Consider the following 16,312-nt stretch of genomic DNA (forward strand, 5'->3'; position numbering starts at 1 on the left):
TCTGGCCCCGGTGTAATACCGGGTCTACTGTCAACTCTGACAGGTGTCAGGCCGCCATTATGCGGCCGTGTAGGTCTCATGCAGATGACGCCACAGCAACGCGCCACTCGCCTGCTTTTCGAAAACTACTGTGGCGCGGCGGTCAGTCTGGGTACCGCTGTCATCGATCTGATGTTCGCGATAAGTCACCGTGGCGCCACGTGCATGGCGATCGATGCCGGCCATCTCGCTCAAGGTGATTTTCAACCCCGGGCGCATGCCGCCCAAGCGCGTGAACAGGGCATTGACCCCGGCCGCATTCACCCGTGCGCCGGTCGCCGGGGCAACCATGCTGAATTCCGGGGAGAAGCGCGCGAGCAGGTTCTGCAAGGTACCTTCGGGCGCAACGCCGGCAAACCATTGTTCGATCTCGACATGGGTCTGGATCACTTCGTCAAAAAAATCGCTGTAATCGATCATGGGTGAGGCTCGCTGGCAGGGTGAAGCAGTGTGCGTATTCGGGACGTATCCAGACGCAGCACCGCAAAAAGAGGCAGCAGGGTGAGGGCTGCCGCCATCGTGAAGGTTATAGCGAAGGAATCCAAGGCCGACAGCAATGCACTCAGCGCCGCCGCGCCCAGGCAGAAACTCAGTTGTCGATTGATGTTCCACAGAGCGCTGGCGTGGCCCATGCGTTCGGCGGGAATATCGAGAAAGGCCAGGGTCTGCGCGGTACTGCTGCACAGGCTGCCTCCCAATCCCATCAACAAATAGGCTGGAACGATCAGTGCAGGGCCATTCAGCAACAGGATGCCCAGGCATTGCAGCAGCATGCCCGCCAATAACAACGGCTTCGGGCCACAGCGGTTGAACAGTTTTTTGCTGAGGAAAATCGCCAGTGCCGACGCCAGTGCCCAAGGCAGCATCAAGGCGCCGGTCTGTGTGGCGTCGTACCCGAGGCCGCGAAGATAGAGTATGGCGATGAGGCTGGTGCCGATGAACACGCTGGGGATGCACAGGTAGATCAGCATCGCGGTGCGCAGCATTGGGCTGCGTATCTGTTGGAAAATACTGCCCACGTCCAGTGGCACATGACGGCTAGACGGCCTGTCAGGTTTTATCCACAGCACGGTCAGCAGCAGGGTCATCAACGCCAGTGGCAGATTGGCGTAGAAGATCCAGCGCCACGACACGTTATCGACAATCAAACCACCCAGCGCCGGTGACAGCGCCGGCACCAGCAATGCCACCGACATCACTCGCGCCGTCAGTTGGCTGCGCTCAGCTGCCGGGAAATGCCGGTAAGCCATGGCCTGCCCGACGGGAATCAGCAAGCCACCGCCCAGCCCTTGCAGGGCACGCCAGCCGATCAGTGTTTCAATCGAACTCGCCTGGCCCACCATCACCGACGCACCGGCGAACAGCAACAGGCTTGCCGCGATCAGAGTTCGCTCCCCCATCACCGCAGCCAACCAGACACTGAGCGGAATGATCACGGTGAGGCCGAGCAGGTAGGCATTGCAGATCCATGCCAATTGCGTGACCGAGGCATGCAGGTCGCGGGCGATATCCGGGTAGGCGACCGTGGCGACAAACATGTTCACCAGGTCCAGGGCGAAGCCCAGCAAAAAGATCCAGGCGACTTTCGAGCGGTAGGTCATGAGTGTGATCCAGCGAGTGAAGCGGGCAGGGTAGGCGGGTCGTGCTGTTTGGGAAACGTCGGTTTGCCTGTTACTTTGTCAAAAATATTTTGACAAAGGAGGGCGCCGCCGATGGTCAGCCTGGACCGATTCGACACCTTCAAAGCCGTGGTCGAGGCCGGCTCGCTCACCGCTGCCGCCGACCTGTTGGGTCAGACCCGCGCCGTGGTCAGCTTCAACCTCAAGCGCCTGGAAGCGGAGCTGGGCGTCACCTTGCTGACTCGCAACACTCGGCAACTGGCCCTGACCGATGCCGGCGAGCGCTTCTATCTGCGCTGCACACGCATGCTCGAAGAGGCGCGATTGGCGGTGGAGGAGGCGCGCTCGGAGCATGCCCAACTCAAAGGCACGTTGCGCATCACTACCACCATGGAATACGCATTGGCCGTGGTTGCCCCGGCGGTCGAAGCCTTTCGCCGTCTGCATCCAGACCTGAACATCCACTTATCCACGTCCTCGACCCATGCAGACCTGATCTCCGAGCGTTTTGACGTGGCGATTCGCTTGGGACGCTTGCTGGACTCCAATCACCGCGCGGTGCAGTTGTCGACTTTCGAGGTGTTCGCCGTGGCGGCACCACAGTTTGGAGGGGTTGATACGCTGGATGACTTGGAGCAGTTGCCCACGCTGGGACATAGCCGATTGACGGAGTTGAGCGTGACCGATCCACAAGGCGGCGAACACTCTTATCGCCCCGGCCATGCGTCGCTGGTCGCTGACAGCGCAGCCGTTCTCCAAGCCTTCGCCGTGCGTGGGCACGGTGTGGCGGTGTTGCCGCAATGGCTGGTGCAGGATGACCTGGACGCCGGACGATTGGTGCGCCTGTTGCCGGACCATCGCTTTGCCCCGCAAGGGATCTACGCGATGTATCCGGACACCCGGCATTTGCCCCTGAAGGTGCGGGCGTTTATTGACTTTATGAAGGGTTAGAGCGAACCGGCCAGCCCGAAGCGTTTCTTCAACACCTTCTCCAGCAACCCTTTGGGCAACAACGCCGCCATCAACGGTAACGCGCGGCTGCCATTGCCCGAGCGCAGCAGACGGGGCGGTTGTGGTTGTTGCACCGCCTTCAATACATCCTCAGCAAACACATTGGCCGGCGTTGGCTTGTCCTGGGAAGCCTGGCTGCGCGCACGGATGCCGTCGCGCAACGGCCACCATGGCGATTGTTCATTGATCAGCAGTTCGGCCTGGGCGCCGGCGTTTTTGGCGAAGTGGGTGTTGATGGCGCCGGGCTGCACTTCCATGACCCGCACGCCAAACGGCGCCAGTTCCATGCGCAGCGCATCGCTCAAGGCATGCACGGCGGCTTTTGACGCGCAATAGGCGCCTGCAAACGGCGTTACCAGCACACCGGAAACACTGCCGATATTCACTACCAATCCCTTGCTGCGCCGCAGCGCCGGGAACAGCGCCTGGGTCACGCCGACGATGGAAAACACATTGGTCTCGAATTGGCGCTGCATGGCGTCGGTACCGCCGTCGAGCAGCGGACCCATGGCGCCATAACCGGCGTTGTTGACCAGTACATCCAGTTCGCCCAGTTGTTCGGCCAGCCGTTGCAAAGCGGTACTGTCGTTGACGTCCAGTTCGACGGCATTAAAGCCGGCAGCGGCAAGGGCGGCGACGTCTTCCGGGCGGCGGGCGCTGGCCCAGACGGTGTAGCCGGTTGCTTTGAAGGCATCCGCCAGAGCGCGGCCAATGCCGCTGGAACAACCGGTGATGAGTACGTTTGGCATGGATCAATCCTTTGTCAGTCCGAAAAACTGCCTTGCAGGTGCTCGGCGCGAAATTCCAGGGTTTGCGGGCGGTAGCCGGGGCGCAAGGGCGGCGTGGGCAGGCAATCGTCCCAGGTGGCGCCGGCCTGCAACTCGCCGGGCCCGCGATAGCGTGGGGCCGCGTAGACGTTGTCGGCCAGGTTGACCGTGTCGCCCGGCGCATAGGCAGCGACGCGCCAACGCAGCTCGGTGAGGGGCACGTCATTGCCGTTGTTCAGGACCAGTTTCAGTGGACGATCGGCGGGGCATTCCTGCGGGGCGTAGCTGATGCGCAGTTCCAGGTGTGCCAGTTGCGAGGCTTCCCGGCTGTCCAGCCACACCACCCAGATCGCGACGAAACCCAAGCCCACGGCGGCCGCGAGGGACACGGGCAGTGCCTTGGCGGGGTAGCGCAGCAACAGGATCAGCCAGGTGATGATCAGTAGAACGCCGAAAAACATGGAGACCACCTCAAGTAGGGAATGAGCATCCTAACTTAAGCGTAGGTGGGATTGATCACCACGGCCCCAAAGAAAAAGCCCCCACCCAACCCACTGCGGATAGGGGACGCAGTGGGCTGGGCGAGGGCTTCTTGTACGACTGCTTTACTGCGCGATAGTTTTCACCGAAACACCACGCTCAACCGGCGTCGAGCGACCGTAGATATCTTCAAACCGCTCGATATCGTCTTCACCCAAATAGCTGCCTGATTGCACTTCGATGATCTCCAACGGGATCTTGCCCGGGTTGCGCAGACGGTGCACCGAAGCGATCGGGATGTAGGTGGACTGGTTCTCGGTGAGCAGGAACACGTTCTCGTCGCAGGTCACTTCGGCGGTGCCGCTGACCACGATCCAGTGTTCGGCACGGTGGTGGTGCATCTGCAGCGACAGGCACGCGCCCGGCTTGACCGAGATGTGCTTGACCTGGAAACGTCCGCCCATGTCCACCGAGTCGTAGGAGCCCCACGGACGATAGACTTCGCAGTGGTTCTGGGTTTCGCTGCGGCCCTGGTCGTTCAGGGTGTTGACCATCTGCTTGACGCCCTGGACCTTGTCCTTGTGGGCAATCATCATCGCGTCCTTGGTTTCCACCACTACGATGTTGTCCAGGCCGATCACCGACACCAGTTTGCCGTTGCCATGGATCATGCAGTTGCGGCTGTCTTGGATCACCACGTCGCCTTTGCTCACGTTGCCGTGCACGTCTTTGTCGTTGACAGCCCACAGCGACGCCCAGCAACCCACGTCGCTCCAACCCGCACTCAGCGGCACCACGCAGGCGCGCTGGGTTTTTTCCATCACGGCGTAGTCGATGGAGTTGTCCGGGCAGCAGGCGAAGGTGGCTTCGTCGAAGGTCACGGTGTCGGCGGTCTGTTCGCTGCGCTCAAGTGTCAGCAGGCAGGTGTCGTAGATGTCCGGATCGTGCTTTTTGAGCTCTTCGAGGAAACGGCTGGCGCGGAACAGGAACATGCCGCTGTTCCAGAAATACCCGCCGCTTTTGACGAACTCGACGGCGCGTTTTTCATTGGGTTTTTCCACGAACTGCTCGACGCGGCTCACGCCCTCGGGCAGCAGCGAATCGTTGGTGGACTTGATGTAGCCATAACCGGTTTCCGGACGGGTCGCCGGTACGCCGAACAGCACCATCTCGCCACGCTCGGCGGCCACGGTGGCCAGGGCCAGCGCGCGTTGCAGGGCTTTCTGGTCGTCGATCACGTGGTCGGCGGGCAGCACCAGCATCAGCTCGTCGCGGCCTTCATTGACCAGCATCATCGCGGTGAGAGCCACGGCCGGTGCGGTGTTGCGACCGAACGGTTCCATCAGGATGCGTTGGCTTTCCAGCTTACGCGCGGCCAGCTGCTCGTTAACGATAAAACGGTGGTCCTTGTTGCAGACCACGATTGGAGCGTCCATACCTTCAAACACCAGGCGTTCCAGGGTTTGCTGGAACAGCGTGTGCTCACCGGTCAGGGCCAGGAATTGTTTAGGAAACTGTTTACGGGAAAGCGGCCAAAGACGTGAGCCGCTACCACCGGAAAGGATGACTGGAATCATGGGTGTTTCTCCTTGAATCGATATGGGTCAGAGCTACGAAGGTTTGTCGTTTCACTCTTGTTTTTGTCTCGGTCCGAACTGACGTCTCGATCCCCTGTAGGAGCGAGCTTGCTCGCGAAGCACTTCCAGACACTGCGTACATTCAGAATGCCCGCGTTATCGTTGGCGATTTTCGCGAGCAAGCTCGCTCCTACAATGGGTAGCCGTCAGTTCGGGAAATAGTTAGCGGGTCGACACAGGGCGTTTCACCCAGACAGGCGACAGGCTCGAACCGGAACCGGTGACGTACAGCACCGCCGCTTCACCGCGCTCCAGCGCCACCGGCTTCACGTCGCCGACTTTCTTGTCGCCGTCGTACAGCGCCAGGCTGACCTTCACCGGGTTGATCTCACGCTCGCCACGGCCTTTGGCAGCCACTGACTTGACCACGTCGGTCTTGCCGTCAGCGGTTTTCAGGGTCAGGGCCTTGTCGCTGAGGTTCTGCACGCGCACCAGGGACTTCTGCTTGTTCTTGAAAGGGGGTTCTTCGATCAGCTGTGGCTGGCCGCTGCCGCTGTTGACCAGGGTGTAGTAGTGGTCGGCGGCGAGCTTGACCGGCACGGTCTGGCTGCCGACCTTGGCGCTGTAGTCACCGCCAGGCATGAAGCTGAAGTCGCTGCTGGCCAGTGGCGCAACGTCGCTCAGGTTGGTCGCGCCGACGGTGGCGCTGACTTCCTGGTTGCTGGCGTTATAGATGCGCACGAAGCTCGAACCTTTTGGTGCGGTCGGGCCGTAGAGGGCGGCGTCGCCACCGGCGAAGGCGGACATCGATACGAAGCTCAGGCCTGCTGCGATAGCCAGGGTTTTAGCGAGACGACGAGGAGTTGTAGTGAAAGTCATGTGAGTTACCTCTCTTTCAGTTTTGCGCCCGGTCGGGCGTCTCGGATTTAGTGTTGATAGCCATGTTCTGTTGGCGCGAACCGGCTTGTTTAAGCTGCGCAACCCAGGATGGGTCGGCATCACCGATTTCGTTGTTCACGGGCAGATAACGTTCAGGAAACTCCCAGATCAGCACCTGGGGCGGGCTGTTCTTGAAGTCATCACTTTTCAGGTAGCTGAGCATTGGCAGGATCGGGCCGTGGCCGTCTTCGGCGTAGCTGACCACGTCGCTGCCCAAGGCTTGCTTGAGGGCGCCGACGAAGTTCCAGTTGGGGTTGGCGCTGTAGCTGGTGCCCACCAGGGCCACCGGGGTTTCGCTGTCGCTGAACAGGGCGTCGTCGCCTTTGGTTTCGGCCAGGTGCGTGACGCGTTTTTCCAGCGGCTCTTTAGGCGGCATCAGGTTTTCGAACAGCGGGTCCAGCGGCAGGAACAGACGCAGGTCGCCTTTATGTGGCTCGGTTTTTTCCGCCTCGGTGACAAAGCGCTGTGGCTCGCCGCTCAGCGGGGTCTTGTCGGCGATGGTCTTGGCCAACTGTTTGGCCGCGATTTCAGCGCCGTCCGGCGTCCAGTGGGTGTCGGTACGCAGGAACACTTGCTTGCCGCCCAGCTTGGCCTGTTGCAGCGGGCCGAGCAGGTCCGGGGCGATGATCTTGTCGGCGGCGACGCGGGCGTGGAAGTCGTCGTACAGGTTGGCGTGGATGCTCGCCGGTTTCACTTCACCCAGGTGTTCCGGGTAGAGGCGCACCTTGGCTGGCACGATCGCCATCACCAGCTGAATGCCTTGGGCTTTGAGCTTCTGGCGCACGCCTTCGACCAGCGCGTAGTTGCCTTGCAGGTTCTGGTCTTCGTTGACGGCGGGGTTGAATTCCTCGTCGCTGTACAACCAGTGATCGCGACCCAGCACCACGCCAGGGCGGCCTTCATTGAACAGTTTGTAGTCCAGCGCTGCCCACAAGTTGGTGCCGATGCGCTTGATCGGGAACTCGTCGTCGTAGTGGGTCTCGACGGCTTTGGTCCAGCGACCATTGAGCACGGTGGCGTCGGCATTGGTACTGAAACCGAAGAAACTGCGCAGCGACCAGGCGCCCAGAGCCAGCAGCAGCACCAGGAACAGGCCGATATAGAGGACGCGTAATGAACGGGTCATGGTCGGCTCCCTCAGAATTGGAAGTAAAGGAACGGCGAGAAACTCTGCGCCGACAGTTTGAGAATCGACGCGACGAACAGCAGCAGCACCGCAGTGCGCATGGCATAGCGTGGCCAGTCAGCGGTCCAGTAGGCCGGTTGTACGGCGGCGTCTTTGCCCACGGTAAAACCGGGCTCGTGGATGCTGCCTGGGTTGTCGCCCGGTACGGCCTTGATCAGGCTCGGGTCGGCAGGCTTGGCTTTTTCCGCAGGGCGATTGGTGTAGAAGTCGCGCAGGCCAAAGAACGCCAGGGTTGCATACGCCACCACCAGGGTTGCCACTTGCAGGCCGGTGAGGTTGGCGCGGTTGAGTTCCGACAGCGACCACTCGCCAAAGCTGAACATCGCGCCGTACATACGGCCGGCGACGTGCAGGTTTTCGGCGCGGAAGATTACCCAGCCCATCACCACCAGCAGGAAGGTGAAGGCCCAACGCACCGGGTTGAAGCTGCGCGGCGAAGTGTTGAGGCCGATGGCTTTTTCAATCGCCAGCCACATGCCGTGCCACGCACCCCAGACGATGTAGGTGATGTTCGCACCGTGCCACAGGCCACCGAGCAGCATGGTCAGGAACAGGTTGCGGTAGGTGGTCAGCGTGCCTTTACGGTTGCCGCCCAGGGTGATGTACAGATAGTCACGCAGCCAGGTGGACAGGCTGATGTGCCAGCGCCGCCAGAACTCGGTGATCGACTGGCTGATGTATGGCTGCTTGAAGTTTTCCATGAAACGGAAACCCATCATCAAGCCCAGGCCGATGGCCATGTCGCTGTAGCCGGAGAAGTCGAAGTACAACTGCGCGGTGTAGGCCAGCGCGCCGAGCCAGGCGTCGCCCGTGGTCGGGTTTTGCAGGGCGAAGCAATGGTCAGCCACCACCGCGAGGGTGTCGGCAATGAACACCTTCTTGATGAAACCCTGCATGAACCGCGTGCAGCCCTCGGAGAACTTGTCGAGGGTGTGGGTGCGGTTGTTGAACTGGTCGGCCAGGTCGCGAAAGCGCAACACCGGGCCGGCAATCAAGTGCGGGAAAATCGCCACGAACGCCGCAAAGTCGATCAGGTTGCGGGTCGCCGGGGTATCACCACGGTACACGTCGATGATGTAGCTGATGGACTCGAAAATGTAGAACGAGATACCGATCGGCAGCAGCACGTGGGTGAGGATGAACGGCTCCAGACCGGCCGACTTCATCATGACGTTGATGCTGTCGACGCCGAAGTTGGCGTACTTGAAGTAGCCGAGGATGCACAGGTCAACCACCACGCCGAGCAGCAGCCAGCGCTGGGCTGGCTTGGTGCGCACGCCGGCTGCACCGACCTTGAGGCCGATCCAGTAGTTCCACAGCGTCACGGCGGCGAACAGCGCCAGGAAGTCCACTCGCCACCAGGCGTAGAACACGTAGCTGGCCAACAGCAGCAGCAAGTTGCGATAGCGTTGCCCGCTCAAGTAGTACAAGCCGAGAAAGATCGGCAAGAACAGAAACAGGAACACATTGGACGAGAAAACCATCCCGATCTCTCCATGTTTAACCAACAGTCAAGGGCTACAGCCCCCCCAAACCCCCCCACGATTTCGCGGGAGGGCGGTACTACATGCACGCCACCTCTCTGTAGGAGCCCGGCTTGCCGGCGATGGCGTCTTCAGGATTGCCATCGCCGGCAAGCCGGACTCCTACAGGAGGGGGTTGCGTCAGGAACCTTTGTTGCCTTTTTCATGCGTCGGGTCGTAGACCTTGGTCAGGTCACCCCCGAGGCGGAACGTCTTGAACGGCTGCATCCCGTGCTTGCGCTCGAGCACATCCGGCGCGCAGGTGTAGAGAGTGCAGAAGGGTTCGAGCCAGGCGAATTTCATGTCCTGTTTCAAGTCCTTCATGTCCTGCTCTTTGCCGTTCTTCTGTTCGAAGATCTCCGGGTCTTTCACCCCGGCCAGCACCTTGTCGCCCAGGCGTTTGAGCGCGCCGTTGTTTTCCTGGCGCAGGTCGACACCGTTGACCAGGGCAAAACTGGCGATCATCGACAGCGGTGGCAGGGCGTAGTTGTGGTACGACAAGGCCCGTTGCTGGCGCTTCAACTCGTTCGGCAGGAAGCCTTGGTCGTCGACCTGGTTCACGCCGACCTTGTATTCCTTCACAGCCCAATCGAACAGGTCGCGACGGTTGACGGCGACGGACGTTGCCATCACCGACCAGGCAGCCCAGTAGGAGTGGTTGTTGGTTTTTTCCAGCGGCAGATTGTCCCAGTCGCTCACCACCTGATCGGCCAGTTTGTTGAACCACGCCTCGATCAACTGCGATTCCTGCTGGTGGTTGGCCAGCGGGTGCGAGTCGGAAAACTTCAGGCGTACATAGGCCGAGGCCATGCTGCCCAACGCCCATTTGCGCATGGACTTGCCGGTGTGGTTGAAGTCTTTGGACATCAACGCATCCGCCTTGGCCCAACTGGTTAGCCAGTTGAGCGTGCATTCCAGCTGCTCCGGGCGACCGTCACGCATGAACTGCATCACGCGCTTGCTGGTGTCTTTTTCCAGCTTGGTGATGTCGGCGGTGCTGTCGCGAAAGGCTTTTTCGGACTGGGTATTCAGGGTGGCGCGGGCTTTGTCCGAACCTTCGTACTTGCTGCGAAATTGCAGCGAGCCGGTGTACGGCGCCGGCATGGCGTCGCAGTCATTCTTGAAGTCGCCGGTCTTGAACGCTTCCACTGGGGCGAAATAGCCCTGGGGTGGACGCAGTGGGGCGGCGGCGTTGACTGAACCGGCGAACATCGCCAGGCCCAGCAGCGTTGGAATCAATAACTTCTGCATAGGTAACCTCATTGCCCTGTCGAGGCAGTCTGTTGACCGCCCGCTGGGAATACGTTGCGTGTGCAAATTTTCGCTTCAACCTTCTGCGCAGCCTGGCCCGCTTCCGGGCCCTGCACTTCCACGGCCAGCAAGTTCTGCGAGGCCCAGTCTTCATCGGTGCGCAGTTCAAAGGCGAAACGCCCGTCTGTATCGGATGTTTCGGGTTTCTCGATCTTGATGTCCTCGTGGCGCCCGTTCATGTACCAGAGGGTGGCTTGCAGGGTTTTCACCGACGGGTCGGCGAAGCGGATATCAACCTGGTGATTGGCATTACGCAGGTCTTTGTTCGAACTGTTCACCATCAATTCGTTCTTGCCCGGCTTCAACGAAGTGCTGGCCGTCATCTGTGCCGGCTTGCCTTCGCAGCCGTTGTCGAGCAGCGACATCATCTGGCGGTAGATGGTCTCTTGGTCGAGGCGATACAGCGGCGAGAATTCCCAGATCAGAATCTTTGGCGGCGTCTTCTGGAATTCATCGCTGCCCAGGTACTGGATCATCGAGCCTTCCAGGCCACCGCCAGGAAAGGCGACGTTGAGGATGTCGGCACCGATTTCCTGTTCCAGGAACCCGGCGAAGTTGTAGTTCTTGCCGCTGTGGCTGGTGCCCACCAGGGTGATCTGCGGGTTGCCCGAATCGCCGAACAGGTCGCCGTCACCTGCTTCGCCCTTGGGCTCAGTGGTGAACTGGTCCATGTACTGGATCGCGTAGCTGGTGCCACAGAGTTGCCCGGCCATGTTGTGCAGGGTGCCAGTCTTGCCCATGCGCCCGGAGCGTTTGGTCTCGAATTCACGCTGTGGAATGCCGGCAAATTCAGGCATTGCACGTACTTTGGCGCCGACTATTTTCGCGGTGCGCTGGGCGCCATATGGCGTCCAGTGTTGGTCGCCGCGGAAGTAGAAATCGTGGGCCGGCAGCTCATCCGGAAGTTGCTCATTGGTCAACGGCGACAGGTCCGGCACCACGTAGCCCATCTTGGCGAAACGGCCGAGCATGGTCTTGTAGTTGCCCAGCGCCTTGTCGAAATCGAACTTGGCTTTTTCCTCAGGGTTGAGCTTGTTGCGATTTACCAGGCCACGGGTCGGCTGGTAGACCACCACCAGTTCCACGCCCTTGGCCTTGAACGCATCGTGCAACTGTTGCATGCGCTTGTAGCCGGCCGGGGTGGTGTCGAATTCGGTACGCAGGTCTTCCTGGGTCCGGAACAGCCAGTCGCCCTGGGCTTGCACCAGGGTGGTGAAGTTTTGCTGGTAGCGCGTGGTGTAGTTGCGCGCATCGTGGGCGGCCGGGCACAGGCTGCAGCACGGCTCGGCGGTAAAGGTCGGCGCCTTGATTTCGTCGGCGCGCACGCCCTGGCTGGCCGCGAGCAGGCCGAGGGTCAGACCCGAGAGGCTCAGCAGTTTGATCATGTGTGGGTGCATAAGGGTCATCCTCAGTCCTGCATTTCGGTCTGGCGTTCGACAGGGTCGATCAGCACGGCTTTCTGCTGGCGCACCAGCAGGTCGAGAATCTCTTCCTGGCGATCGCCCAGCACGCCGTTGAAGCTGATGCCGCTGGATTTGGTCGGCGCCAGCATCGACACGCGGTACAGCTCCACGCTCAACGGCGAGTCGATGGACAGCGGCCCGCTGCCGTTACCCGCCAGTTCACCGCCGACCACGATCAGCGAGACCTTGGCGTCGAACGGGTCGAGGGCGATGTCACGGTCGGTGTCGGTCAAGTCCTTGATGTGGCCGTACAGCCCGGTCAGGCCGTTGGCCATCGAGGTGTTTTCGTACAGCTTGATGTTCACGCTGTTACGCACGCGGATGCCGTGGCGACGGTTGGCGATTACCTTGTTGCCCCACAGCAGGTTGTCGCCGCTCTCGTAGAGGGTGATGCCGTCGGTGTGGTTACGGTAGAACTCGTTGTCGGCCACGATGTTGTTGACGCTGTTACGGTCGAGTACCAGGCCCGAGAGCTTGTTGTCGTAGCTGCGGTTGTTGAAGATGAAGCTGTCGTTCACTTCCCGGGAAATGATGATGCCGTGCTTCTTCTTGGTGCCGTAGACGGTGTTGTCCGCAATGATCAGGCCGTGGGAACGGTCGTGGGGGTCAATGCCGTAGACGATGTTGTCTTTGTAGGTATTGCCCTTGATCACGAAGTTCGTGGTCTCGTAGCAGTAGAAGCCGTACCACATGTCCGAGAACTCGGAGTTGATGATCCAACCGGTCGGCTCCGCACGCTTGAGCACCTTGGCCATGTTCGGCGTGTACTGGGAAATACTCACCCCGTACGACTTACTGTTGGCATAACCGAAACTGGCCATTTTGGTGCTGGAGATATACGTCTCGGTGCCACCCCAGGCCAGCAGGAACGGGCGGAATTCCTTGGGCGACTTGAACAGCGCCGGGCCATTGGCCTTTTCGCTCCAGCCGGTAACTTTGGTATCACGCACAAACAACTGGCCGTCGTTGATCAGGAACGAACCGGCTTCCTGGGACAGGCGCAGCTCCTGGGTCTTCTTGTCGATTTCCAGAATGCCCTTGCGGCCCACCACGATCGGCAGTTTGGCCACAAACACTCCTGGGGAGGTTTCGCTCAGGTACTGTTTGGGCACCTTGCCCAGCAGGTCCTTGAGGTTCATGTAGCCGTCGTCGACAAAGATCGCTTGGGGAATGCCGTGCTGGCGCACCACCCATTCAGCCATCTTGTTGTCACCGCCGATGAAGTCCTTGAGGGCGTCTTCCTGCATCATGCGGCGGATGCTGATCTTGCCCGGCTTGCTTCTGACGATCTTTTTTTCCATTGCCGCATCGGTGTAGCCCGACAGATCCGGCAGGGCCGGCTTGGCCATTTCCAGCGGCGCGGTCGGCGGGCTGGAGATGGTGTAGGTCTTGGCCTGTTGCAGCTCTTTGGCGATGGTTGGCGCCTTGACCGGCTGCGCGGTGTCGGCGAAGGCGGTGGCGTTAGCCATCAGCATCGCCGCGACCAGCAACTTATGAGGTTTCATAGCGCAGGCTCCCATCAGAATTTCCAGATCACGTCGACGAACGCGCGGTGCATGTACGAGTCGACGTTGCTGCCATAGGCGTCGCCCGGCTTGAATACACCGGCACGAAAGCGCACCAGGGCCGACGGTTCGTCAATGGATTGGCTGAGGGCGGCCGGCAACAGGCCGGTCTTGAAGTACTTGGTGACGACCAGGTCCATCTCCTGGCCCAGGTCTTTCTTGCCGTCTTCAAGCGGCAGGGACGTGCTGGACAGGATCGCGCCGGTCACGTCGTCGGTGTTGTTCTGCACCGCATCGATGCCGTTGCTACCCACTGGCTTGTTGCCGTCGACACGCCAGAACTTGTGGTACACCAGGCTGGCGTCGTAGTCCTCGCGCAGCTGCCAGGAACCGAACAGGCTCATGGACTGCATGTTGTTCATCTCGCCACGGAACGCTTCACCGAAACGGTGCACGCGCGACTGCGTGCCGGTCCAGTTCGAACGGTTGCTTTGCAGGCCGTTCTGCTCGTACTCGGCGCTGGCGCGGGAGTAAGCCGCGCCGACTTGCCACTGCGGGTCGAGACGCAGGCGGATACCCAGGTCGGTGGCCCAGCCACTCACGTCATCACTGCGCTTGGCATTGGTTGGGCGAGTGCCGTCGGCGTTCAGCGCGTTGACGGTGTCACGGTCGCCACGCATGCCGGTGACGCTGGCCCAGTAGTTGACCGTGTTGGTGTTGCGCCAGTTGTAGGCGTCGCTGTTGGCTTCGATGCCGAGCCAGCTCAGGTCGCCGTTCTCACGCTTGTCCAGCGAGTCGGTCGGCACGCCGGGTTCCGGGTAGTCGAGCTTGCCGTTGTCATGGGTGTGGTGCCCGCGCAGGCCGATCCACTGACCGGGCGTCCACTGGTAGGCGGCGTCGGCGTACAGGTGCTGACGGTCCTTGTCCTTGGGCGACAGTTCCTTGAGGTCGGTGCGGTATTCGCTGAAGCGTTCGGCAACCCCGACATTGGCCTTGAGCAGGGTGGTGTCGAACGTCCAGTTCAGCGCTTCGATGTTGGTATCGCGCCATTGGCCGTCGTCGTTGCGCAGGCGTTGGCGACCCAGTTTGAGGATCTCGCCAGGGTAGGGCGTGAAGCCGCTGTAGCCGACCCAGAACTCGCGCATCGCCAAGTAGTTTTTCTTGGCCTTGCGGTCGTTGTTGGTGGTCTGCTGGTTTTCGTCATCTGCCGACTGTTGCAGGGTGTCGGTCTCGATGATGTCGCTGGACACTACGGCCTGGCCCATGGCGTAAGCGCTCCACGCGCCGCTTTCACCGTAGATCCACGGGCGCAGGTCGAGGCCGATACCGTTGACGTCGCCGCCTTTCTGCGTGCCGAGGTCGCGGTCATCTTCGGACTGCGCGGTGGCTTTGACTTCCAGGCCGAAGTTCTTGGCTTCGGTCAGCGCGGCCAGGGTTGGGCACGACCAGAGCAGGGCGAAGGTCAGGCCGATACCGGCCTTGACGAATGGATTGAGCTTCATAGGGATTCCTCGCCGTCTTCTTCTTCCAGGGCGTGCAGTTGCAGCGTGCTCTGGGCCAGGGTGCCGCGTGCGGCCAGCTCCTGTTGCACCAGGCGTTGACCTTGAGCGCGTTGCTCAGGCGTCAGCGGGGCTTCGAGCTGCGTGGCCAAGTCAATGGCCTCTGGCGTGTTCTGGGCTTTAGCCAACTGGCTGAAGACATAGGCATTCAATGGGTCGGGCTGGGTGCCCTTGCCTTGGGAAAACAACTGGGCGATGGCGAAATCGGCGCTGTTCTGGCCGTTGCGTGCAGCGGTCAGCAAGTGGTCCAGGGCTTTTTGCGAATAGACTTTGCCCAGGTAGCCACGGCGGTAGATCTGGCCGAGGTAGTAATCGGCGGCCACTTCCCTGCCCACGGCTTTTTCGAAGTGGGCTTCGGCAGCCTTGGCGTCGGCGGGTACCCATTTGCCTTCGTAGTAGAGCTTGCCCAGCAACAGCTCGGCGCGCGGTTGGTCGGCGGCGCGGCCGTTGTCCAGGTACTTCATCATCTGGTCGACATCGCCGAGTTCCGGGAAGTCGTAGAGCAATTGCGCCAGGCTGACCCACGAAGCCGGGTAGCCAGGGGCGATTTTTTCCAGCAGGGCCTGGGCGGTTTTTTCGTCCGGCTGGCCGAGCGTGGCGTCGCCGAGTACGCGAGCGACACTGTCGACGCGTTGTGCGGTGACGGTGCCACGGCTGTAGCCGGCTTCCATCTGCTTGAGCAGCTCGGCCTGTTTCTCGGGCTCGGCTTTTTTCTGATAGACCGTGGCCAGTTCGACGTAGCAGATATCGGTGGTGTTCAGCGCGGCTTTACAGATGCGCTCTACATCATCCAGATGCTGGTCGTAGGTGTCCTGGGTGCGGTACAGCAGCACCTGGGCCAGGCCGGCTTCCGGGTAACCGGCGGCCTGCCATTTGCTGATCTGCTGCTGCGCATTCACATTCGGGAAGCTGTGCGGGTATTGCAGGTACAGCATCGCCAGCGGGATCAGGGTGTTGCCTTCGCCATTGGCAAAGGCTTTTTTCAGCAGACCTTCGGCTTCATGGTGTTCGGCTTCGGTGCTGCCAGGCTTGGCCACCAGCAAGCGACCGAGACGGGCCTGGGCGCGTGGCGAGGTGTCCGCCGCCGCGCGGTAAGTGGCTTCGGCTTGCTTGATTTGCGCCGGATCGCGGGTGCCTACCTGGATATCGGCCAGGCCCACCTGGGCCTCGCTGTAACCCAGGTCTGCCAGTTGCTGGTAATTCTGCTGCGCGGTGACGGTGTCGCCACGCTTCAAAGCTTCGTTAGCCAGGCGTTGGTCGGGCAGGCCGGCGCAACCGGCGAGGGCGATGGCCAGCGCCAGGGGCACCGGCAGGTTTCGAAGGGCGCTCATGA

Annotated in this window: 14 protein-coding genes; 1 reads left to right on the forward strand and 13 read right to left on the reverse strand. The window is 60.9% G+C overall.

The window, feature by feature from the left end:
• Positions 1–57: 57 nt before the first annotated feature.
• Positions 58–459 carry a DUF4440 domain-containing protein gene (locus HX868_RS07710; RefSeq protein ID WP_177002456.1) on the reverse strand — a complete coding sequence of 134 codons (402 nt, stop codon included), beginning with the start codon at positions 457–459 and terminating at the stop codon, positions 58–60.
• Positions 456–1,640 carry an MFS transporter gene (locus HX868_RS07715; RefSeq protein ID WP_177002457.1) on the reverse strand — a complete coding sequence of 395 codons (1,185 nt, stop codon included), beginning with the start codon at positions 1,638–1,640 and terminating at the stop codon, positions 456–458. Before HX868_RS07715 ends, HX868_RS07710 begins: the two co-directional genes overlap by 4 nt.
• 111 nt (positions 1,641–1,751) lie before the next feature.
• Between HX868_RS07715 and HX868_RS07720 the strand changes: the two genes are divergently transcribed.
• Entirely contained in the window at positions 1,752–2,609 is an 858-nt protein-coding gene (locus tag HX868_RS07720) for a LysR family transcriptional regulator (protein WP_177002458.1), read from the forward strand.
• Here HX868_RS07720 and HX868_RS07725 read toward each other — a convergent pair.
• The 11 genes from HX868_RS07725 to algK all read right to left on the reverse strand — a co-directional run bounded on the left by HX868_RS07725 (position 2,606) and on the right by algK (position 16,310).
• The gene (locus HX868_RS07725; RefSeq protein ID WP_177002459.1) at positions 2,606–3,418 is read right to left on the reverse strand and encodes an SDR family oxidoreductase; all 813 of its coding nucleotides are present in this window, start codon (positions 3,416–3,418) and stop codon (positions 2,606–2,608) included. The two genes, HX868_RS07720 and HX868_RS07725, sit on opposite strands and share 4 nt — an antisense overlap.
• 14 nt (positions 3,419–3,432) lie before the next feature.
• On the reverse strand, positions 3,433–3,897 hold the full coding sequence (locus tag HX868_RS07730) for a multidrug transporter (protein ID WP_177002460.1): 465 nt from the start codon (positions 3,895–3,897) through the stop codon (positions 3,433–3,435).
• A gap of 144 nt (positions 3,898–4,041) precedes the next feature.
• The gene (locus tag HX868_RS07735; protein WP_028618920.1) at positions 4,042–5,493 is read right to left on the reverse strand and encodes a mannose-1-phosphate guanylyltransferase/mannose-6-phosphate isomerase; all 1,452 of its coding nucleotides are present in this window, start codon (positions 5,491–5,493) and stop codon (positions 4,042–4,044) included.
• A 222-nt stretch (positions 5,494–5,715) separates the two neighbouring features.
• On the reverse strand, positions 5,716–6,372 hold the full coding sequence (locus HX868_RS07740) for an alginate O-acetyltransferase AlgF (protein ID WP_016978194.1): 657 nt from the start codon (positions 6,370–6,372) through the stop codon (positions 5,716–5,718).
• 16 nt (positions 6,373–6,388) lie between these two features.
• Positions 6,389–7,558 (reverse strand): alginate O-acetyltransferase, encoded by a 1,170-nt coding sequence (locus HX868_RS07745; protein ID WP_177002461.1) that lies wholly within the window; start codon positions 7,556–7,558, stop codon positions 6,389–6,391.
• 11 nt (positions 7,559–7,569) lie between these two features.
• The gene (locus HX868_RS07750; protein WP_177002462.1) at positions 7,570–9,102 is read right to left on the reverse strand and encodes an MBOAT family O-acyltransferase; all 1,533 of its coding nucleotides are present in this window, start codon (positions 9,100–9,102) and stop codon (positions 7,570–7,572) included.
• Positions 9,103–9,282: 180 nt separating this feature from the next.
• Positions 9,283–10,392 carry a mannuronate-specific alginate lyase gene (locus HX868_RS07755; protein WP_095014772.1) on the reverse strand — a complete coding sequence of 370 codons (1,110 nt, stop codon included), beginning with the start codon at positions 10,390–10,392 and terminating at the stop codon, positions 9,283–9,285.
• Positions 10,393–10,400: 8 nt separating this feature from the next.
• Entirely contained in the window at positions 10,401–11,849 is a 1,449-nt protein-coding gene (locus tag HX868_RS07760; protein WP_177002463.1) for an alginate O-acetyltransferase, read from the reverse strand.
• A gap of 11 nt (positions 11,850–11,860) precedes the next feature.
• Positions 11,861–13,435, reverse strand: coding sequence for a mannuronan 5-epimerase AlgG (algG, locus tag HX868_RS07765; RefSeq protein WP_177002464.1), 1,575 nt, complete (start codon positions 13,433–13,435; stop codon positions 11,861–11,863).
• Positions 13,435–14,922 (reverse strand): alginate export family protein, encoded by a 1,488-nt coding sequence (locus tag HX868_RS07770; protein WP_177002465.1) that lies wholly within the window; start codon positions 14,920–14,922, stop codon positions 13,435–13,437. Before HX868_RS07770 ends, algG begins: the two co-directional genes overlap by 1 nt.
• Entirely contained in the window at positions 14,919–16,310 is a 1,392-nt protein-coding gene (gene algK / locus HX868_RS07775) for an alginate biosynthesis TPR repeat lipoprotein AlgK (RefSeq protein WP_177002466.1), read from the reverse strand. The genes HX868_RS07770 and algK overlap by 4 nt, the downstream gene beginning before the upstream one ends.
• Positions 16,311–16,312: the final 2 nt, after the last annotated feature.

This window comes from Pseudomonas reactans, assembly GCF_013385825.1.
In the GTDB taxonomy this organism is placed as follows: Bacteria; Pseudomonadota; Gammaproteobacteria; order Pseudomonadales; family Pseudomonadaceae; genus Aquipseudomonas; species Aquipseudomonas reactans.